Raw genomic sequence first — 21,427 nt, forward strand, 5'->3', positions numbered from 1 at the left:
CCAAGGCCGAAGCCCTGGCGCAGCGCGATGCTGAGGCCAAAGCCAAAACGGAAGCCCAAGCCCAACGCGATGCCTTGGCCAAAGACAAAGCCACGCTCACGGCGGCCCGAGACGAGCAAGCCAAACTGGCCACAGAGCGCCAAACCGCGCTCACCGCCCTGCAAGCCCAGCACGACAGTCTGGCGCAGGAAAAGTCAAAACTGATAGCTGATACCGCAGAGCTCACAAGGGCCAGAGACCAAATAAGCACCCAACTTGCTGCCGAAGCCAAAGCCAAGGCCGAAGCCCTGGCGCAGCGCGATGCTGAGGCCAAAGCCAAAACGGAAGCCCAAGCCCAACGCGATGCCTTGGCCAAAGACAAAGCCACGCTCACGGCGGCCCGCGACGAGCAAGCCAAACTGGCCACAGAGCGCCAAACCGCACTCACCGCCCTGCAAGCCCAGCACGACAGTCTGGCGCAGGAAAAGTCAAAACTGATAGCTGATACCGCAGAGCTCACGCGGGCTAGAGACCAAATAAGCACCCAACTTGCTACCGAAGCCAAAGCCAAGGCCGAAGCCCTGGCGCAGCGCGATGCTGAGGCCAAAGCCAAAACGGAAGCCCAAGCCCAACGCGATGCCTTGGCCAAAGACAAAGCCACGCTCACGGCGGCCCGAGACGAGCAAGCCAAACTTGCCGCAGAGCGCCAAACCGCGCTCACCGCCCTGCAAGCCCAGCACGACAGTCTGGCGCAGGAAAAGTCAAAACTGATAGCTGATACCGCAGAGCTCACGCGGGCTAGAGACCAAATAAGCACCCAACTTGCTGCCGAAGCCAAAGCCAAGGCCGAAGCCCTGGCGCAGCGCGATGCTGAGGCCAAAGACAAAGCCACGCTCACGACGGCCCGCGACGAGCAAGCCAAACTGGCCACAGAGCGCCAAACTGCACTGACCACACAGCAAAAAACGGCCGAAACCAAACAACAACGCCTTCAGCAACTCGAAGCCGACAACCTGGCGCTGGTCAACCGCCAGAACATGCTGCAAGAGGAACTCATCAAAGCTGAAGCCCAGATCGACCTGATCAAAGACCTGCTTCTGCGTGAACCCGGGTTGTAAGCCATGCCAAAAGTCAGAAAGTGGCTAAAAAAGCGGCAATTCCAGCCAATTTTTGCCATAAAAAACATAGCTCCGAGCCCTGAATTGGCAAGGGGTAGAAGCCAATATCATGCTGTCTCTGAGCAACACCTGGTGCCCTATGACGAAAACCTGCTCGAACGCAGCCGCGCCCAATGGCAGTTTGGCGACTGGCAAAGTCTCACCAAGCTAGACCGCGACACCCTGCAACACCACCCCGACCGCGCCAAGCTCGCCCTGCTGTGCGCCGCTGGTCATCAAGCCCAAGGCAATGTCGCAGAGGCCCGCCAACACACCCGCCTCGCCATTGACTGGGGCTGCAGCAAAAAGCTGATCAGCCAAGTGCTGATCTCTGGGGTTTACAACACTCTTGGCTGCGCCGCCGCCATCAACGGCCAGGAAAACCGCGCCATTCGCCACTTTCAAGCCGCCATGCACACCGGTGCGGCTGGCAGCGATATGCAACTGCTCACCCAAGCCAGAGTTGGCCACCAGCTCACCCAATTGGGCCTGGCCAACAACGCCACCTTCTCCCGAGCGGCGTTAACGGACCTACCAGCATCTAACACGCTGCAATTGCCGTCCCTCAGCAAAGGCTTCGAAGAAATGGCTGAAGCCCTGGCCAAGCAAAAGGCGCACCTGGACGCACAACTCAAAAAGCAAGCCGACGAACTCATCCGCGTGCGCCAGTTTCTCGACAGCAGCCTCAAGAAAGAAGTCTCCAATGCCGCCAGGCAAATCGAAGCCGCCGTCGGCCTGCAAGGCTACTTTGCCACAGGCGAACTGCCCAACATCAACACAGAGCGGCACACCTGGCCCATCAGCCCGGACTTTGCGATCTACCTGATTCAATTGCTAGAAACCAACGACTACGATGTCATCATCGAATTTGGCAGCGGACTCTCTACTGTCATCGTTGCAAAAACACTGGCCAAAATGACTGAACGACGCCAGCCAAAGCCCCCTGTGGCCCTGCTGTCGTTTGATCATCTGGAGCGGTATTACCAGCAAACCCTGGCCCAACTCACCCAGGCGGGTCTGGCCAATGCTGTGCAACTGGAGCTGGCCCCACTGCAACCCTACACCGCACCTAACGGCAACACCTACCCTTATTACACCTGTCAAGCAGCCTTGGCGGCGCTGGCTGACAAGCACCCACCCAAAGGCCTGCGCGTGCTGGTGCTGGTAGACGGCCCGCCCGCAGCTACCGGCCCACATGCCCGCTACCCCGCGGCTCCGACGGTGCTGGCAGCCTTTATCGGTGCACAGATCGACTTTTTGCTGGACGACTACATCCGCGACGACGAAAAAGAAATTGCCGCCCTGTGGCAAGCCGAATTAACCGCCAGCCAGATCAAACACACCACCACCGAAATCAAGCTTGCAAAAGATGCCTGCCTGATCAGAACCCAAGCTTTTCAGAACTAGAAATTTGACATCAAAAAGGGAGCTTCGTGAAAGTATTAACCATTTTCGGAACCCGCCCCGAGGCCATCAAAATGGCCCCTGTCGTCAAAGCCCTGGCGGCCGACCCGGCATTTGAGTCAAAAGTCTGCGTCACCGCCCAGCACCGCCAAATGCTCGATCAAGTGCTTGACCTCTTCCAGCTCAAACCCGACTTTGACCTCAACCTCATGAAGCCAGGCCAAGACCTGAGCGACATCACCAGCAACGTGCTGCTAGGCATGCGTGATGTGTACAAACAATGGCAACCAGACATTGTCCTGGTGCATGGCGACACCACCACCACCCTGGGAGCCAGCCTGTCGGCGTATTACGCCAAAATCAAAGTAGGGCACGTAGAGGCTGGCCTGCGCACCGGCAACAAATACGCCCCGTGGCCCGAAGAAATGAACCGCCGCCTCACCGGCGCCACTACCGACATTCATTTTGCCCCCACCGCCAAGGCTCGCTCCAACCTGCTTGCCGAAGGCACGGCAGACAGCAGCATCCACGTCACTGGCAACACCGTCATCGACGCTTTGCTGGACGTGGTTGAACGTGTGCGCACTGACCAAGCACTGCGCAACCAATTCAGCCGCCGCTTCAACTTTATTGACCGCACCAAACGCATGATTCTGGTCACTGGACATCGCCGTGAAAACTTTGGTGACGGGTTTGAAAACATTTGCCAAGCCCTGGCCACCATCGCCCGCCGTGGCGACGTGCAAGTGGTCTACCCGGTGCACCTCAACCCCCAGGTACAAGAGCCTGTGCGCCGCATCCTGGCCAACGAGTCCGGCGTGACCCTGCTGGAGCCACAAGACTACCTGCCCTTTGTCTACCTGATGGACAGCGCCCACCTGCTCATCACCGACTCTGGCGGTGTGCAAGAAGAAGCCCCATCGCTTGGCAAACCCGTGCTGGTGATGCGCGACACCACCGAGCGGCCAGAGGCGGTCGACGCCGGCACCGTCAAACTGGTAGGCACCAACGCAGGGCGCATCATCAGCGAAACCACCCGCCTGCTGGACGACGCTGAAGCTTTTTATGCCATGACGCGTGCACACAACCCGTATGGGGATGGCAAGGCAGCGAGCCGTATTGCGAGCATTCTGAAATCCATGTAATCGACTGTTTAATCAAAAGGGAAACACAATAAATGTTCAACACCATCAGCATGATCGGCCTGGGCTACATCGGGCTGCCTACCGCCACCCTGTTTGCCTCGCGCAAAATCAAAGTCATTGGCGTGGACGTGTCCAAATACGCCGTTGACACCATCAACCAAGGCAAGATCCACATCATAGAGCCCGAGCTGGACATTTTGGTGCAAGCCGTTGTAGAGCAAGGCTATCTACGCGCCACCCAAAAGCCAGAGCCGGCCGAGGCTTTTTTGATCGCCGTGCCCACCCCGTTTTGTGACGGCCACAAGCCAGACCTGAGCTACATTGAATCTGCAGCCAAATCGATAGCGCCTGTGCTGCAAAAAGGCAATCTGGTGGTGCTTGAATCTACCTCGCCGGTAGGCGCCACCGAACAACTGGCCGCCTGGTTGGCAGCCGCACGGCCAGATTTGAGCTTCCCGCAGCAAGCCGGTGAAGAGGCTGATGTGCAGATAGCCTACTGCCCAGAGCGCGTGCTGCCCGGCAAAGTGGTGCACGAGCTGGTGTCCAACGACCGCGTCATTGGCGGCATGACAGCCAAGGCCAGCACCATGGCCGTGGCGCTGTACAAAATCTTTGTGGCTGGCGATTGCATTGTGACCAACGCCCGAACAGCAGAAATGTGCAAGCTGACCGAAAACAGCTTCCGCGACGTCAACATTGCCTTCGCCAACGAGCTATCGATGATCTGCGACCAACTCGACATCAATGTGTGGGAGCTCATCGCCCTGGCCAACCGCCACCCGCGTGTCAACATCTTGCAGCCTGGCGCTGGCGTAGGCGGCCACTGCATTGCGGTGGACCCCTGGTTCATTGTGGACAAAACCCCGGAGCAAGCGCGCATCATCCGCATGGCCCGCGCAGTCAACGACCACAAACCCGAATGGGTGCTGGACAAGATCAAAGCCGCCATCACCGATGTGCTGGCCGCCAACCCAGGCTATACCATGGCCGAAGTCAAAGTTGCCTGCCTGGGCCTTGCTTTTAAACCCGACATTGATGATTTAAGGGAAAGCCCAGCTGTAGAAATCACCGAAAAAATTGCGCATCTCGGCTGTAAGGTACTAGTGGTAGAACCGAATATTGAGAGCCTGCCGCAAAAGCTGCTCCCAGCTAACCTGGCTCTAATCACGATGACTGAAGCCTTGGCGGTTGCAGATGTGGTGTGTGTTCTTGTCAAGCATCGTTCGTTTGTCGAAGCCGTTGTGAAAATCAAACAGCATACGAGGTCAGTTGATGCCGTGGGGTTATTGGCCTAAAGTGCTGAAAAAAGAGAGAGAAGATGAAAAATATGTCAGTTCGTAATGCGTTTGAAGCATTTCAACGGGAAGACTATGTCACAGCATTAAGTTTATATAACCAGCTTGCTGACCTTTTAGGTAAAGCAAATTTTGAAGCAAACATTAAGCTTGCAAATTCAAGGTTGCGAAAGAAGGCTGGAGAAAATGGTGCTCATATGCCTCTCAAAGCGATCAAGATCGCTTGCGTCATGGATGAGTTCACCTTTCACAGCTATCAGCCAGAATGCGACTTGATGCAGCTGACGCCGGATTATGCTATTACTGAGCTCGAAGCATTTAAACCTCATATGCTTTTCATTGAATCCGCATGGCGTGGAAAAGATGAGTTATGGAACCGGAAAATCAGCACGCTCAGCAGCGATCTAATGTCGGTCTTGAAATGGTGTCGGAGTCGTCATGTTCCGACGGTGTTCTGGAACAAGGAAGATCCTGTCCATTTCGAAACTTTCCTGACTACTGCGCAACAGTTCGACTACGTATTCACCACCGATATCGAATGCATTGCCCGCTACAAGGCCGCGCTGGGCCATGGGCGTGTCTATTTGCTGCCGTTTGCCTGTCAACCCAAAACGCACAATCCCATTGAATTGTATGAGCGCAAGGATGCGTTCTGTTTTGCCGGTGCCTACTATGTTCGTTATCCTGAACGAACTCGTGATCTTGAAAACTATGTTGCTGAATTACCAAAATTCAAACCGCTGGAAATCTTCGACCGTAATCACGGCAAGGATGAAGTTGTTTATAAAGATTACATTTTTCCAGATGAATTTCGGCCGTATATTGTCGGCACGCTGCCATTCAACGAAATCGACAAAGCATACAAAGGCTACCGCTACGCAATCAATCTGAATTCAATCAAGCAATCTCAATCCATGTTTGCGCGTCGGGTTTATGAATTGCTAGCCTCAAATACAGTCACGATCAGCAATTTCTCCCGTGGTCTTCGGCTCATGTTTGGTGATTTGGTGATTTCCACTGATAGCGGTTCAGAGATAGTAAATCGTTTGACACGCCTGAGCGCGGAAAACGAACATAAACTGCGCTTGGCGGCTTTACGCAAGGTTATGCTGGAGCATACGTACCAACATCGCCTCGCCTATGTTTTGAGCAAGGCGTTGCACCGCCGAATCGACACCACCTTACCTCCTATGCTGGTGGTGGCAATGATAGAGTCATTTGATTCCTATCGATTCTTGATTGAAAACTTCAAACGGCAGAGCCACTCAAATAAACAGCTGTTACTCATCGCGACTGATGATCGGACTGATCACCGCGATATGGCACGTGAGGAGAACATCACCTTTATCAGCTCGGTTCAGCAGGCCAGCGTGAAAGTGGCCGCGATGAGCCAATCGGGGCATTGGTTGGCAGCCATGGTGCCCGACGATTACTATGGCCCCAACTACCTGCTCGATCTGGCCATTGCCACAAATTACAGCGGAACCGACCTGGTTGGCAAGCGGGCTCACTATGGGTATGCAGACGACACCCTGAAGTTGGTTGATTCAGATCACGCCTATTGTCCTGTCCAAACCCTGGAAAAACGTTCTAGCGCAGTTCGGATTGCAGCCCTATCCAAAGAACAGTGGGAGCATCCGGACTGGCTACGTGATCTTGCCAATGCGTGTTGGGTATTGCCAGGCATGTCCATCGATCCCTTCAACTATGCCCGCAATGGTCAGGCGTTCGATCGAAATGCGCTTACATTGCGGGTAGATGACCTAGCCTTGGATACGGGCGTGGCTTGCGGGCATATCATTGAGCTGGCCGAAAATATCGCGCCTGCCGAAACGCGTGACACGGGCATACCACGCTGGTCGGGGACGCGATTGGCAGAACTGGTCAAAGTTACCCGTGACCAGATTAACTTCAAGCTGGTTGGGGACGGTCTCCAAATTCAAAGCACCTTGCCGGACGGTAAGCATGAGTATTTGTATGCACCTGATGAGCTACCTCTGACCACTTTGCCTGGAACCCTCATGCTGTCAACCCATCTTGACGCAACGCCGGGCCTGAACGTGCAGTATGTTTTTGTTTTTCTAGATATTAAAAAGCAAAAACTTTCTCACACCATAAATACGGCAAACCGTAATCACACGACAAACGTTCCAGAAGGGACGGCCTATGTACGCTTTGGATGGCGTATCATGGGAAACGGCACGACTACTCTCAAATCGTTGCTATGGGGGCATCGTCTGCTTGAACCGGCTCGGGTCATTGGCAAGGGTGAGCATCTGCTGCTGACCAATCAATATCCTTCATACGACGATCTATACCGCTATGGGTTTGTGCATACACGCGTGAAAGCCTATGCCGAGCGGGGCGTTAAGGTCGATGTTTTTCGCTTCAGAAAAGATCAAGCTGTTTCTTTCCATGAATTTCAAGATGTCGATTGCATCACCGGTTCGCAGGCGACTTTGCACCGGCTGCTGATCACTGGCCGGTACAAGACGGTGCTGGTGCACTTTCTTGACCCGGCCATGTGGCAAGTACTCCAGTGCTATCGAGAACGCTTGAAGGTTGTTGCATGGATACACGGAGCGGAAATTCAGCCTTGGTACAGGCGAGATTTCAACTATGAGTCGGAGCAAGAACGGCAGGCGGCACGCGTTCAAAGCAATTCACGAATGGGATTTTGGCGTGAAGTGCTGCATCCAGTCCCGCCGAACTTACAACTTGTGTTTGTGTCACGCTACTTTGCCGAGGAGGTCATGGAAGATTTAGGCTTCCGCTTACCGGAGGCCACTTACACCATAATTCATAATCCAATTGATACTAATCTTTTCAGATATCAGCCGAAACCGCCAGAACAGCGTAAGAAAATTTTATCTATCCGGCCTTATGCTTCAAGGCAATATGCTAATGATTTAACTGTAAAGGCTATCCTACATTTATCTAATAAGCCATACTTCAAAGATCTTGAATTTAGATTAATTGGTGATGGAAAGCTCTTTGATTCAGTCCTTGAACCACTTCGAAAGTTTTCAAACGTTATCATCGAAAAACGTTTCTTGCTTCGAGAGGAAATAGCGGAACTACACAAAGAATACGGTGTATTCCTATGTCCTACAAGATGGGATAGTCACGGTGTCTCACGAGATGAAGCAATGGCCTCGGGATTGGTGCCTGTAACAAGTGCCGTAGCAGCAATTCCGGAATTTGTTGATGAATCAAGCGGTGCATTATCTAATGCAGAAGATTTTCTGGGCTTGGCAAATTCAATCGATGTTATAGTAAATAATATTGATATTTTCCAAAAATTATCGAGCGGGGCTGCTCACAAAGTTCGCCGTCAAGCCAGCGCCCCACTGATTATTAAAAAAGAACTGGATACAATTTATTTTAATGAATTACAGAAAATATCATGAATGGTTACGTGCTTGTGAAGTCTTATTATGGATGGGGCGGAGATTTGGCAGTACTTGCGGAGGCAATAAATCTTGCAAGTCGAAATAATTTGGCTGTTGTTGTAGATTGGAGAGGTAGCTTTTCAAACAGAGTAGAAACCGAAAATGTTTTCGACAATCTTTTTAACTTGAGCCCATCTGTTTTAAGGGCAAATTTGTGTGATTTGAAAGACGTATCGAAAATAATTCCTGATTATTGGAGGCCTTATGTATTTGAACCTAGCCCATACACCAAAGAGCACCCTTTAACAAAAGTAAGTAGAGATGATTTGGATTTTAACTCCATTGAAAATATAAAACCATATTTAGTGATTTTATCAAGAGAGAGTAGCTGTTTTTACAAAAAAGAACATCAGCAAGAAATATGCGATTCGTATAATAAAATTATACCAAATAAAAATATTCAAGCATCTATCGAAGAAATCCATGATAGTTGGAATGGGCACCCCACAATCGGGGTACACTTTAGGCATGGGAATGGTGAACCTACTGTTGCTTATCCTGATATCAAATGGTATTACAGGACAATTGACTATATTTTACTAAGTCGTCCTGAAGCATTGGTATTCGTAAGCACCGATTGTTTTGCAGCACTACATGAATTTCAGCAGAGGTATGGAGCAAGGATAGTTAGCACGAAAAAAAAATATCTACCGGTGGGTGTTGGTGGCATGCACTATTACAATACTCTTGAGGAGCGCCTATTATCTGGACAGGAGGCAATTACAGACATATGGAGTCTTTCAAAATGTGATTATTTTGTTGGCACAAAAAGTTTTTTTTCTTACGCTGCGAATCATCTTGCAGGCAATTTTCCTAAGGAAAAGGGGTTTTGGTATGTTAATACTTTAAGATCGTTTAAGCCCAGTAAGGATTTAGCTCCCATTAAGAGCACAAAATTTAGAAGCTTGTTTGAATCTATAAACGTTTCACTTGACGGCATTTATATTAAAAATGAAGAGGGTTTAAACTTTGTGTATTTACAAGAAAAAAAATTAGGCCCTGTACACATCAGCGATAATATTGACTATATTATCAAAATAGCGAAATCAATTCAGGAAATTCGTTTATATTAATTTTATATGGATTATTAAAATGAAATTACATCTCGGATGCGGAAAGCGTTATATACCTGGCTATGTTCATATTGACGCGGTTGACTATCCTCATGTTGATCATGTCTGCTCAATAGATAATTTAAGTTTTATCGCTGATGATTCATGCGATGTTATTTACAACTGCCATGTCCTTGAGCACTTTAAAAGACGCGAAGTCGTTAAAGTTCTTGCTGAATGGAGGCGAGTTCTCAAGCCTGACGGTATCTTGCGTATAAGTGTTCCAGATTTTGCGGCGATATGTGAAATATATAGACTAGCTGGCAGCATAGATCCAGTAGTTGGCCCTTTGTTCGGACGGCAAGATTACTTATACAACATACATTATAATGTTTTTGACTTTAATTATCTTGCAAAAGAGCTCATGAGTGTTGGTTTCACTAAGGTTAACAGATATAATTGGCGAGAAACAGAGCACGCTAATATAGACGACTATTCCCAGGCATATTATCCTCATATGGATAAAGAGAACGGTCTTCTCGTTAGTCTCAATATAGAGGCTGTGAAGTAGGTAGCCCTGAAAAAGTCGTGAACTGTTGAAAGTGCTTACTATTTTTACTCGATCGCTCTTGAATTTTTAAGGTATGTTCTCGTCTAGCAGGCTGTTGAAATACCAGTATGCCTATCGGATACCAGGCACATTGACTGCTCGAAAGTCCCGCAAGCGGATTTTCGAGCAGTCAATGGATGAGGCACTCTCAATTCGGCATTTTTTAGGTGCTCTGTGAGTATTTCATCAGCCTGCTAGGCCCGCTTCTTGTTGATTCACACTGGGAATCCAATGTGTCCCAAACCTTCGCAACCGAATACTGCAGAGTTGCTTCGTTCACGCTTGAAAAAGGGGGTCAACATGCGGCCTCCGCTGGGCGCATTTGCCGTGCTGATTGACTGGGATGAAATTGAGGGAACTTTTACGCGGTCGTTCGCCTCGGTACGCGCGCGTATCGCGTTGGTACTCGCTGGGTGACGGGAATGCTTTACCTGCAGCACACCTTGCATGCCTCCAACGAAGCAGTGGTGGACTGCCGGGTGGAAAGTTCATATTGGCAGTTCTTCCGCGGTGAAACATACTTGCAGAGAGGTATCTCCACCGACGCGTCGAGCATAACGTGCTGCAGTACGCGTGCGGACGAAAATGGCCTTGAGACACTGCTGACGGCCAACATCGAGGTGGCCCGGCGTGACGATGTCATCAAGAAATTGAGCACCCAGTAGGTGTTTGTGGTCACCGCCGTAATGCCAAAAGCCACTATCCATCCGACCGACAGCCGTCTGCTGGACAAGACCCGCCAAAATTTGGTCAAGGTCATCGAGGACAATGGGCTGCGTTTGCGCCCGAATTACATCCGAGTAAAGTCCCGACTGGCTAAGAAGATTAGGCGCTACGCACAGGCAAAGCTGTTTAACCGCATGCGAAAGGCGGTGCGGACGCTGTGCACTAGCCTCGGCGAGGTCCATCGTGAGGTGGCACGCCAATTGCAGTTGCTACCCGAGTCAGCACAACCCGAGGTTCAAGATCTGATGCAACGGGCCGGGCGTATCATGAACCAACGCATCAAGGACAAAACCAAGCTTTACCAATTGGATGCCCCTGAGGCGGAATGCATTACCCAAGTAAAAATTAGGGTACCAACGTACGAATTCGCTATGAATGTCAGCATTGACACCACGCTGAAGGAAAGACTGGCCGTAGGCATGCGCTCCAACACCTACGATGGCCACAAACTGGCATTGACACTGGAGCAGGTGGACATTCTCACCTGCTCGGAACGACTGCCCGCCACAGCGATCTTGGACAAGGGATACCAGGACGTTGTAATCGACGGGGTGCGCATTCGGCGTGCAGGACAAAGGCGTGGCATCACTCCCACCCGCGAAACCAAGAACAAACGATGCAATTCGATCGAACCGACCATTACCACATGGATCGACATTTCAAGCGAGCATCGGCTCGCCTTCAATTAAAAGAGGTTTTGTTAAGGGTGGATTTAGTAGGCATCAGTTTAAGTATCAATTATTATGACTACAACCAAATATAATTCATTTAGTATTGATATTGATGTTGTTGCTGATCTTTAATTGAGTCAATTATGCAGCAAACTTAAAATACTTATTCTTGCGATTTAGTTTATATTTTGTATTTCGTAAAAAAGGAGACGATACATTGAAAAATGTCGAATACAACCGTATAGAAGGTGCGATTGTTAATGGCGAGAGCCGCGAATCAATCTTAGATCGCCTTATTAATATGGATTTAGATAGATCAGATCTTGTTGAGTTACATAATTTAGCCAAAAAAAATGGGCGCCGTGATCTGCAGATAATAATTGCCGAACATTTATATAATAAAATGCCGGAAGATATTGGCATTGCTCATTTATATACACTTTGTCTTATTGAGATAAATTTTTTAGAAGAAGCCAAAAATATAGCAACGAAAACAATTGATCTCTTTGGCGATAATTTGAGATCGCTTCTCAATATTCATGAAATCCACATTCGTTTAGGCGAATACAATTCCGCACTCGATTACGCCAAAAAAATAAAAAAAATCGCACCAAACGATTATAGAGCTTATTTTGCAGAATTCCGGTGTTTCGAAGCATTACACGATATAAAAAAAGCATCTGAATGCTTGCATATATGCTCGTCTATGTGTGAGACTACTCCAAAATGGATAAGTGAAAAAATTGATAAGTATTCTTTCATTAACAATATTATTTCAAACTCAGATACAAATAAATCAAATCTAAGAGTGAATGCCTTTCTCGCTTCCGGCGGCATGACTCATATGCTTTCCTGTTTAGGCGCAGCACTTATATACTCACATTTAACTAAATCGAAGTGTCTACCGATAACTGAAGTCGATCAGCATTTACAACTCAAATTCTATCAAATATTTGATAGCGCAAGTGATTTATTGATTGATAAATATAGTTATGAAAGACATCTTCAAAAACTTAAGTCATCACTTTCCTTGCCTTCGGTATTGCCCTTTACAAAGCCAACCCGCCATTCCGATGGAAATGTTTACTATAATTTAAACGATAATGCAGATCACGCTGAATTATTATTCAAGCCAAGCAGTGCGCAAGGTTATTCCATGATTTCTGGATTTGATCATAGATTCAGATATTCAGTCACGGAAAAATTAGAAATGACGCTTAAATGCCTAACCCTGAAAAAGTTTATCAAACGCAGCATATCGAAGGTGCTAAATAATATGCCAAAACGATATGTTGCGGTACATTTCAGAAATACTGATTACGAGTCTTCGATAGATGCAATTCTTTGCGAGGTTGATCGTTATGTAAATGATGGAGTTGATCAAATTTATTGGGCGACCGATGATTACTCTTCATTGGATGTGGTTAGAGATAGATATCCTAAAATCAATATATTAAACTATTCAAGATTAATTCCATCTAAAGAACTTGGATATCCTAATTTTCATTGCTTAACAGATAATCAGTTACGCGATTACGGTTTAACTAAGTGTGAAACAATTATAGATTTCTTTTGTGACTTAGCGATACTATCTAAAGCTTGTCACTACATACCATCTCCCATGTCATCTATTAGGCATTTTGTAACACTTTTGAGGACTAGAAAGGATTTATATGTTAACCTTTTTGGAAAAAATTAGCTTTACACTCAGCATTACATTTTTATAATGTGATTATGGGTCATGCAATGCTAGATTAGTTTTTGCAAAATCTCTTCGTATCACTCCGTGCAGCGAGAAATATCTGCAATTTAATTTTTAAAAAATATGAAAAAAGTTTTTATTACTGGCATTACTGGTCAAGACGGCTCTTATCTCGCAGAATTTTTGCTCAGAAAGGGCTACGAAGTGCACGGCCTCAAGCGCCGCACCTCGCTATTTAACACTGACAGGATAGATCATCTTATCGAAGGCCCGGAGGTCAAGAATCGTCGATTTGTTCTTCACCACGGAGATATGACAGATTCTTCTAGCCTTATCCGTATCATCCAGCAGATCCAGCCGGACGAAATCTACAATCTTGCGGCACAGAGTCATGTGGCGGTGTCATTTGAGGAACCGGAATACACTGCGAATTCGGATGCACTTGGTGTACTTCGGGTATTAGAGGCAATACGCATTCTCGGGTTGGAAAAAAAGACTCGCTTTTATCAGGCATCCACCTCTGAACTTTATGGCTTGGTTCAGGAGATTCCACAAAAGGAAACCACACCCTTCTACCCGCGAAGCCCCTATGCAGTAGCGAAGCTGTACGCTTATTGGATCGTAGTGAATTACCGAGAGGCGTACGGCATATATGCCTGCAATGGTATTTTATTTAACCATGAGTCACCTGTTCGTGGAGAGACTTTCGTCACTCGAAAGGTGACACGAGCTCTTGCACGCATCAAACTTGGTCTGCAGGATTGCCTGTATCTTGGTAATCTGGAAGCCAAACGTGACTGGGGCCATGCCCGGGACTATGTTGAAATGCAGTGGTTAATGCTGCAGCAGGAAAAGCCCGAAGATTTCGTCATTGCGACCGGGGTGCAGTACTCGGTGCGGGATTTTGTGGATGCCGCGGCGATGGAACTGGGGATTGAGATTCGCTGGGAAGGCCAAGGCGTTGATGAAAAAGGCTATGACGCAGCCGGCAAGTGCATTGTGGCGGTCGATCCTCGTTACTTTCGTCCAACAGAGGTGGAAACCTTATTGGGTGACCCTCTCAAAGCCAAGGAAAAACTCGGCTGGGCGCCAAAGACTTCTTTTGCCGAACTGGTGACAGAGATGGTGCGTGAGGATTTGAAGGCGGCAGAACGGGATGAGCTTGTGAAGCGGCACGGCTACAAGGCGATGGATTACCATGAGTAATGCCAAGAACCGAATTTACGTTGCCGGCCATCGCGGCATGGTCGGTTCGGCAATCGTGCGGCAGTTGGAGGTCAAGGGTGATGCCGTGATCATCACCCGTACGCACGGCGAGCTTGATTTGACCAACCAGTCTGCCGTGCGGAAGTTTTTCGAAACCGAGGATGTAAATCAGGTGTATCTGGCTGCAGCCAAGGTGGGCGGCATTCATGCGAACAACACCTATCCGGCCGAGTTCATTTACGAGAACCTAATGATGGAGTGCAACATCATCCACAGCGCGCACTTGGCCGGGGTGAAGAAGTTGCTGTTTTTGGGTTCTTCATGCATCTATCCACGGGCGGCGCCGCAGCCGATGCGCGAGGATGCTTTACTCACTGGTGTGCTGGAGCCGACCAACGAGCCCTACGCAGTTGCCAAGATTGCTGGCATTAAGTTGTGCGAGAGCTATAACCGGCAATACGGGCGCGATTACCGCAGTGTGATGCCGACTAACTTATATGGCCCGGAAGATAACTTTCACCCGGATAATAGCCATGTGATACCAGCATTGATGCGGCGCTTTTATGAGGCGATAGAAGCGGATGCAAATGTAGTGACAATCTGGGGCAGCGGGACTCCAATGCGTGAGTTTCTCCATGTGGACGACATGGCGGCGGCGAGCGTGTTTGTAATGAATCTGGACGATGAAACCTACCAAGCCAATACACAGCCGATGCTGAGTCATATCAACGTCGGTACAGGCTTGGATTGCACCATACGCGAATTGGCCGAGACGATAGCACGAGTGACAGGTTTTACCGGCCGGATTGAGTTCGATGCCGGCAAGCCAGATGGCACGCTGCGCAAGCTGATGGATGTGTCGCGCCTCAAGGCCTTGGGCTGGCAGGCCCGTATTGGGCTTGAAGAAGGGTTGCGCGAGACGTATGCATGGTTTGTGGCGAATCAGAAGGTTTTCCGAAAGTGATCTGGGCGCGAATGACATCGTTTAATTTGAGGATGAGCGGGCAAATGAGTTTCTCTCCGTCCTGCCAGCGCCAACTTTCGCATGAAAGATTTGTTGCAGTGGCTTGATCAGAAGCAATCGCTGTCCACCAGCCGATCGGTTTTTCTGCCGATGCGGCAGCGACTGCTGTATGCCGTCAATCATTCCTACCCTTTTTCCTCTAACGGCTATGCGGTGCGCACCCACGGGGTGGCCCGTGCGTTAGTTCGATCCGGGGTAGAGGTGATTGCCGCTTCCCGTCCAGGTTTACCTTGGGACAAGGTGGGTTTCAATGATCAGGGTTTTGCGCTCAGCCATGTGATTGATGGGGTGCGCTATATCCATTCGCCTGTGCCCAGTCGGCAAGACGGCTCGCTTGAAGACTATCTATCGCGTGCGGTAGCGGTGTATGCAGAGTTGATTCGGGTATTCAAACCGGCCGCGGTGATGGCGGCATCGAATTGGCACAATGCCTTGCCTGTGGCTATTGCCGCACGTGAAACTGGTTTGCCCTTTTGGTATGAGGTGCGCGGGTTTTGGGAGATTTCGCAAGCCGCACGTGATCCTGGCTGGGAGAACTCGGTGGCTTATGAGCATGAAGTCGCGGGTGAGGTGTCCGTGGTCAAGGCGGCTGAGCGGGTGTTTACGCTCAATCGACTGATGCGCGATGAGTTGGTGCGGCGCGGGGTAGAGGCTGAGCGGATCGAGTTGGTGCCGAATGGTTTTCCGGGTTGGGCGGCGTCGCCCAAGGTCGACTTGACACGTGCCGATGTGGGTATTCAGGCGCACTATGTGGTGGGTTACGTGGGTTCATTCAACATTTATGAAGGGCTCGAAACCTTGATCGAAGCACTTGCCATACTGCGCCGACACGGGGTGGATGTGGTGCTGCTGCTGGTGGGCTCGGGCGAGCCTAGCGGTTTTGGGGCTGGGCAATCGGAAACCTGCTCGACCACGGTGGAATATCGCCGACTAGCCGAACAGTTAGGGGTTAGCGAATTTGTTTTCATGCCCGGCCGGGTGGCTCCGGATCTTGCGGAGGCATATTACGCGCTGCTGGATGTGGTGGCGTTACCGCGCCGACCTTTGGCGGTGTGCGAACTGGTGTCGCCGATGAAGCCGCTAGAGGCGGCAGCTCACGGCAAGCGGGTGCTGATGTCGGATGTGGCGCCGCTTGCCGATCTGGCCGGGCTGTGCCCAAATTTCAGTTACTTCGCCAAGGGCGATGTGAACTCGTTAGCCAATAAGCTCGGCGAACTGCTCGCGGCGGGTGATTTTGCACCGCAGCGTTGTGAGGCGTTGGCGGGGCTGACGTGGGAGAAGAATGTGACGCCGATGGTAGCGGCGATTCGGGGTTCAGCGCATCACGAGATGCTTTGCATGAAACTTGCCAAAGAACAATAGGGGCCACGCGTGTCAAATGGATTTAAATTCCAATATAAACGGTGCTTATGTTCGCGCGCGCCCTCTCTAAAACCATTCATCTGATCAGTGACAGCTTTCCTGTCTTGTTGGTTACTGGCCCGCGGCAGGTGGGTAAAACGACTCTGCTCGAAATCTGGGCCAAAGAGGCCAAGCCGCTGATGATGGTTTTTCGGCAAATTTGGTTGGGTTCGTTCCCACGGCTTGTTCAACAAGGGGCAAAAACCCGGGACTTGTTTTACCGCTCTTACATCCAGACCTACATTCAGCGCGATGTGCAGGATGTGCTGAAGGTTTCTGATCAGCTGGAGGTGGATCTGCTCATTGAGTCTGGTGACACCTTGTACCCGGTAGAGATCAAGAAAACGGCGTCGCCTTCGCAAAACGTCAGGTCCCATTTTGCGGTGCTAAACAAGTTGGGTAAAACGATTGGGCCAGGCGCGGTGCTTTGCATGGTAGAGCGCGACATCCCGCTGTCGCAAAGTGTGACAGCGGTACCGGTGGGGTACCTTTAAATCACCGGTTTGGACAGTCAATAGGGATTCAAAAAATGAAAATAACCATCGCCGGCACTGGCTACGTGGGCTTGTCATTGGCCGTGCTGCTGTCTCAACACCACGAGGTGGTGGCGCTGGACATTGTGCCGACCAAAGTAGCCCAGCTCAACGCCCGCCAAAGCCCTATTGATGATGCCGACATAGCGCATTACCTTATTCACAAGTCTTTGAACTTTCGCGCTACGCTGGACAAGGCAGACGCTTACGCCGGGGCAGACTTTGTGGTGATTGCCACACCCACCAATTACGACACTGAAACCAACCTGTTCAACACCAGCTCGGTAGAAGCTGTCATTCAGGATGTGTTGGCCTACAACCCCGGCGCAGTGATGGTGATTAAAAGCACGGTGCCAGTGGGCTTTACCGAGCAGATGCGCGCCAAATACGGCACCGCCAACCTGATGTTTTCGCCTGAGTTTTTACGCGAGGGCAAGGCGCTGCAAGACAACCTGCACCCCAGCCGCATTGTGGTGGGCGAGCGCTCAGAGCGGGCACAGGTGTTTGCCGATTTGCTGCTGCAAGGCGCCATCAAGAAAGATGTGCCGATGCTGCTGACCGACAGCACCGAGGCAGAGGCCATCAAGCTGTTTGCCAACACTTACCTGGCCATGCGCGTGGCCTATTTCAACGAGCTGGACACCTATGCCGCCACCCATGGCTTGGACACACGCCAGATTGTGGACGGCGTGTGCCTGGACCCGCGCATTGGCAGCCATTACAACAACCCCAGTTTTGGTTATGGCGGCTACTGCCTGCCAAAAGACACCAAACAGTTGCTGGCCAACTATGCGGCGGTGCCGCAAAACCTGATTCACGCCATTGTGGAAAGCAACACCACGCGCAAAGACTTTGTGGCGTCTGATATTTTGAGGTTTCTTGAAAACTCTCGCGGCGAGGGCGCAGTGACCACAGGGGGCCTGGTGGTTGGTATTTACCGCCTGATCATGAAAGCTGGCAGCGATAATTTTCGCGACTCATCCATCCAGGGCATCATGAAGCGCATCAAGGCCAAGGGCATCGAGATGGTAGTGTATGAGCCCATGCTGGCTGAGGCCAGTTTTTTCAACTCCCGCGTGATCCCGGACCTGGCCGAGTTCAAGCAGCTATCCAATGTGATCGTAGCCAACCGCCGTGCACCAGAGCTGGATGATGTGGCGGGCAAGGTGTACACGCGGGATTTGTTTGGGGGGGACTTTTAGAGTCATGTCTGGTGCGCCCTTGAACATTGCGTTTGCAGTTACTGAAGTTGGCACTGAGTCTGCCGCGGGCGACTACTTTACGGCACTCGAACTGGGCAACGCTCTGGCGGCAAGGTACGGCTGGCTGATTCATTACCTGCCCAAGGGTAATGCCTGGTATGACTTGGCTGGCGTCGATATTTTGATTGTGATGGTCGAGGATTTTGACCTTCGGCTGATGCGTAATGCAGCGCTGGGGTTGATCACGGTGGCCTGGGCGCGCAATTGGTTTGAGCGCTGGTGCGATCAGCCTTGCATTGCGGATTACAGCGTGCACATGGCGTCTTCCCGGCGCGCTGCTGACTACATGAGCCAACGCATTGGCAAGCGGGTGCGCTTGCTGCGTATTGCGACCAATGCAGAGCGCTTTAACATGGTCGACCGACCCCAGGTGGCTTTGCTGGACTATGTGTTTACTGGCAGCTATTGGCAAGCTGAGCGCGACGTTGTTAACGCACTGGCTGCTTTGCCAACGCATTTTCGTGGCGCCGTTTATGGCAAAAACTGGGCGCAGGTGCCGGTATTGGCGGCGTTGAACCGGGGGTTTGTGCCCTACAGCCAAATGCCCGGTGTGTATCGCCAGGCCACCATGGTTGTAGACGATGCCAATCATGTCACCAAAACATGGGGGGCGGCCAATAGCCGGGTGTTTGATGCCCTTGCCGCCGGGTGTTTGGTCATTTCCAATTCGGCATCGGTGTCGCAAGAGGTGTTTGATGGTCTGCTGCCCGTTTACACCACCCCTGCGGAACTGGCGACGCTGTTGCAGCGTTATTTAAGCGATGCCCCGGCGCGTTTGGCTTTGCAGTCTGAGCTGCGCGGGCGGGTGCTGCAGCGGCATTTGTACCAACACCGTGCTTTGGAGTTTTTCCTGCATTTAAGTGGCTGCAGGGAGTTGAAGTGGGCACAGACAAAGGCCGGTGCCACCAGCCTGCCGCCGGCCAAAGTGGCGGTTGAATTGGCGTCAACCTCAATGGCTGCTGCGCCTTTACCGTCGATCAGTTTCATTGTGCCGCTGTTCAATCACCTGCAGCACACGCAGGCCATGCTGGCGTCGCTGCTGGCGTCGCTGCCGCCGGGGTTGGATTTTGAGGTGATCTTGGCAGACGATGCATCTACCGATGGCACCGCTGCCTGGTTGCAAACGCAGCAAAACCCGCGTATCAAGACGCTGATAAGCGCCGTTAATCAGGGTTACGCAGCCAACAACAACGCGGCAGCGCACTTGGCGCGGGGCGATGTGCTGGCACTGCTGAACAATGATCTGCTGTTTGAGCCAGGCTGGCTGGCGCCCATGCTGGACATCTTGCTGGACCCTGTGCGCAGCGCAGGGGGGGTGGGCAATGTGCAGCGGCGTATCGACAACGGCGCGGTGGATCATGCCGGGGTGTGCCTGAATTCCTTGGGCCAGCTGGAACACATGCGCGAACTGCCAGCGGGCGGGGCAGCGGCCGTGCAGGTATTCGCCGTAACCGGTGCTTGCATGCTGTTGCGACGCGCAGATTTTGAGGCGTGTGGCGGTTTTGACACAGCTTACGTGAATGGCGGCGAAGACGTCGACCTGTGCTTCAAGCTGCGTGCTGCCGGCCACCGCATTTACGTGGCGCCTGAGAGCTGTATTGGCCACCATGTGAGCCTGAGCCGGGGGCCGACATCTTTGAACGACGAGCGCAACAGCCGCAGGCTGTTCAAGCGCTGGCGGCGCGAGCTGAAAAATGAGCTCAGCCGCGTCTGGCGGCAGCGCCTGGCTACCGGTGCTGCCACACTGACTGAAGACTTTGATGGCCTGATAGACCCCGCCTGTCTGGCCACACCGCAACTAGCGTCTCTGCGCATTGCAGAGGCACTTCTCCAGCGCCATGAAGCCCGCTGGGCGCAGTTGCTGGATTGACAATAAGTTGCTTTGACCTCATTGACCTTTTCCCATGCAGTTTTATTACGACATCTCCGAGCTAGCCCAGCTGGACCACCAAACCGGCATCCAGCGGGTGGTGCGCAGCCTGTTAGCGCAGTTATTGGCCAACCCGCCTCAGGGGTACACGGTAGCGCCAGTGCTGGCGCGTCGCAATGAGGAAGGCTATTACCATGCGCGGCGATTTACCCAGTCTTTTTTGGGGCAGTCAGGTGGTTCGACAGATGTCGTTATGGATGAGCCAATTGATCCACAGGCTGGTGATATTTTTTTGCGCATGGAACTGCAGCCCGAGGTAGTGCTGTTGCAGGCAGACTACTACGCCGACTTGCGCAGTCTGGGTGTGAAGGTGTTTTTTGGGGTGCATGACTTGCTGCCCATCTGGATGCCGCAGTATTTCCCTGAAGGCACCGAGGAAAATCACGCACGCTGGCTGGGGCGTGTGGCGCGCGCTGATGGCGTGGTGTGTGTGTCGCGCTCGGTGGCTGATGAGGTGGCGCAGTGGCTTCACCTGGAAAACCCCAAGCGCCTGCGGCCGCTCAAGCTGGGTTGGTTCCATTTGGGGGCAGATTTGGCTGGTTCAGTGCCAAGCAAAGGCATGCCTGAGAATGCTGCACAAACATTGACTGTGCTGGCCCAGTGCCCAAGTTTTTTAATGGTAGGCACCATTGAGCCGCGCAAGGGGCATGCTCAGACCTTGGCGGCGTTTGAGCAGCTGTGGCAACAAGGTGTCAATGTCAACTTGGTGGTGGTTGGGCGGCATGGCTGGCATATGGAGGCGTTTGTCGAGCGCCTTGGGATGCATCCTGAATTGGGGCGGCGCTTGCACTGGCCCAGCCATGTCAGCGACGAGTACCTTGATCAGATTTATGCAGCTTGCACCTGTTTGTTGGCACCGTCTGAGGGGGAGGGGTTTG

General features: G+C 51.3%; 16 protein-coding genes and 1 pseudogene. All 17 read left to right on the forward strand.

Annotated features, from left to right (window positions below; translation table 11 throughout):
• A pseudogene (locus PHQ58_RS21420) lies at positions 1 to 1,097 on the forward strand (hypothetical protein); the annotation flags it as partial.
• A 132-nt stretch (positions 1,098 to 1,229) separates the two neighbouring features.
• On the forward strand, positions 1,230 to 2,543 hold the full coding sequence (locus PHQ58_RS21425; RefSeq protein ID WP_300115471.1) for a hypothetical protein: 1,314 nt from the start codon (positions 1,230 to 1,232) through the stop codon (positions 2,541 to 2,543).
• Between the two features lie 26 nt (positions 2,544 to 2,569).
• Positions 2,570 to 3,685: a non-hydrolyzing UDP-N-acetylglucosamine 2-epimerase gene (gene wecB, locus PHQ58_RS21430; protein WP_300115473.1), complete on the forward strand. Its 1,116-nt coding sequence runs from the start codon at positions 2,570 to 2,572 to the stop codon at positions 3,683 to 3,685.
• Between the two features lie 32 nt (positions 3,686 to 3,717).
• The gene (wecC, locus tag PHQ58_RS21435; protein WP_300115476.1) at positions 3,718 to 4,980 is read left to right on the forward strand and encodes a UDP-N-acetyl-D-mannosamine dehydrogenase; all 1,263 of its coding nucleotides are present in this window, start codon (positions 3,718 to 3,720) and stop codon (positions 4,978 to 4,980) included.
• A gap of 23 nt (positions 4,981 to 5,003) precedes the next feature.
• Complete coding sequence (locus PHQ58_RS21440) at positions 5,004 to 8,390, forward strand: glycosyltransferase (protein ID WP_300115479.1); 3,387 nt, start codon at positions 5,004 to 5,006, stop codon at positions 8,388 to 8,390.
• Positions 8,387 to 9,505 (forward strand): nodulation protein NodZ, encoded by a 1,119-nt coding sequence (locus PHQ58_RS21445; RefSeq protein ID WP_300115481.1) that lies wholly within the window; start codon positions 8,387 to 8,389, stop codon positions 9,503 to 9,505. The genes PHQ58_RS21440 and PHQ58_RS21445 overlap by 4 nt, the downstream gene beginning before the upstream one ends.
• 19 nt (positions 9,506 to 9,524) lie before the next feature.
• Positions 9,525 to 10,055 (forward strand): methyltransferase domain-containing protein, encoded by a 531-nt coding sequence (locus PHQ58_RS21450; RefSeq protein ID WP_300115483.1) that lies wholly within the window; start codon positions 9,525 to 9,527, stop codon positions 10,053 to 10,055.
• A gap of 461 nt (positions 10,056 to 10,516) precedes the next feature.
• Complete coding sequence (locus PHQ58_RS21455) at positions 10,517 to 10,759, forward strand: hypothetical protein (protein ID WP_300115486.1); 243 nt, start codon at positions 10,517 to 10,519, stop codon at positions 10,757 to 10,759.
• A 21-nt stretch (positions 10,760 to 10,780) separates the two neighbouring features.
• Complete coding sequence (locus tag PHQ58_RS21460; protein WP_300115488.1) at positions 10,781 to 11,509, forward strand: hypothetical protein; 729 nt, start codon at positions 10,781 to 10,783, stop codon at positions 11,507 to 11,509.
• 199 nt (positions 11,510 to 11,708) lie between these two features.
• Positions 11,709 to 13,190, forward strand: a complete 1,482-nt coding sequence (locus PHQ58_RS21465; protein WP_300115490.1) for a hypothetical protein — start codon at positions 11,709 to 11,711, stop codon at positions 13,188 to 13,190.
• 126 nt (positions 13,191 to 13,316) lie between these two features.
• The gene (gmd, locus tag PHQ58_RS21470; protein ID WP_300115491.1) at positions 13,317 to 14,399 is read left to right on the forward strand and encodes a GDP-mannose 4,6-dehydratase; all 1,083 of its coding nucleotides are present in this window, start codon (positions 13,317 to 13,319) and stop codon (positions 14,397 to 14,399) included.
• Positions 14,392 to 15,363 (forward strand): GDP-L-fucose synthase, encoded by a 972-nt coding sequence (locus tag PHQ58_RS21475; protein WP_300115494.1) that lies wholly within the window; start codon positions 14,392 to 14,394, stop codon positions 15,361 to 15,363. Before gmd ends, PHQ58_RS21475 begins: the two co-directional genes overlap by 8 nt.
• 81 nt (positions 15,364 to 15,444) lie before the next feature.
• Positions 15,445 to 16,785 (forward strand): glycosyltransferase, encoded by a 1,341-nt coding sequence (locus tag PHQ58_RS21480; protein ID WP_300115496.1) that lies wholly within the window; start codon positions 15,445 to 15,447, stop codon positions 16,783 to 16,785.
• Between the two features lie 47 nt (positions 16,786 to 16,832).
• Positions 16,833 to 17,318, forward strand: a complete 486-nt coding sequence (locus PHQ58_RS21485) for a hypothetical protein (RefSeq protein ID WP_300115498.1) — start codon at positions 16,833 to 16,835, stop codon at positions 17,316 to 17,318.
• Positions 17,319 to 17,353: 35 nt separating this feature from the next.
• Positions 17,354 to 18,559 carry a nucleotide sugar dehydrogenase gene (locus PHQ58_RS21490; RefSeq protein WP_300115500.1) on the forward strand — a complete coding sequence of 402 codons (1,206 nt, stop codon included), beginning with the start codon at positions 17,354 to 17,356 and terminating at the stop codon, positions 18,557 to 18,559.
• Between the two features lie 19 nt (positions 18,560 to 18,578).
• Complete coding sequence (locus tag PHQ58_RS21495) at positions 18,579 to 20,489, forward strand: glycosyltransferase (protein ID WP_300115502.1); 1,911 nt, start codon at positions 18,579 to 18,581, stop codon at positions 20,487 to 20,489.
• 34 nt (positions 20,490 to 20,523) lie between these two features.
• On the forward strand, positions 20,524 to 21,427 hold a 904-nt coding region (locus PHQ58_RS21500), incomplete at its 3' end, for a glycosyltransferase (RefSeq protein WP_300115505.1).

It is taken from the genome of Rhodoferax sp. (assembly GCF_028688795.1).
GTDB lineage: Bacteria > Pseudomonadota > Gammaproteobacteria > Burkholderiales > Burkholderiaceae_C > Rhodoferax.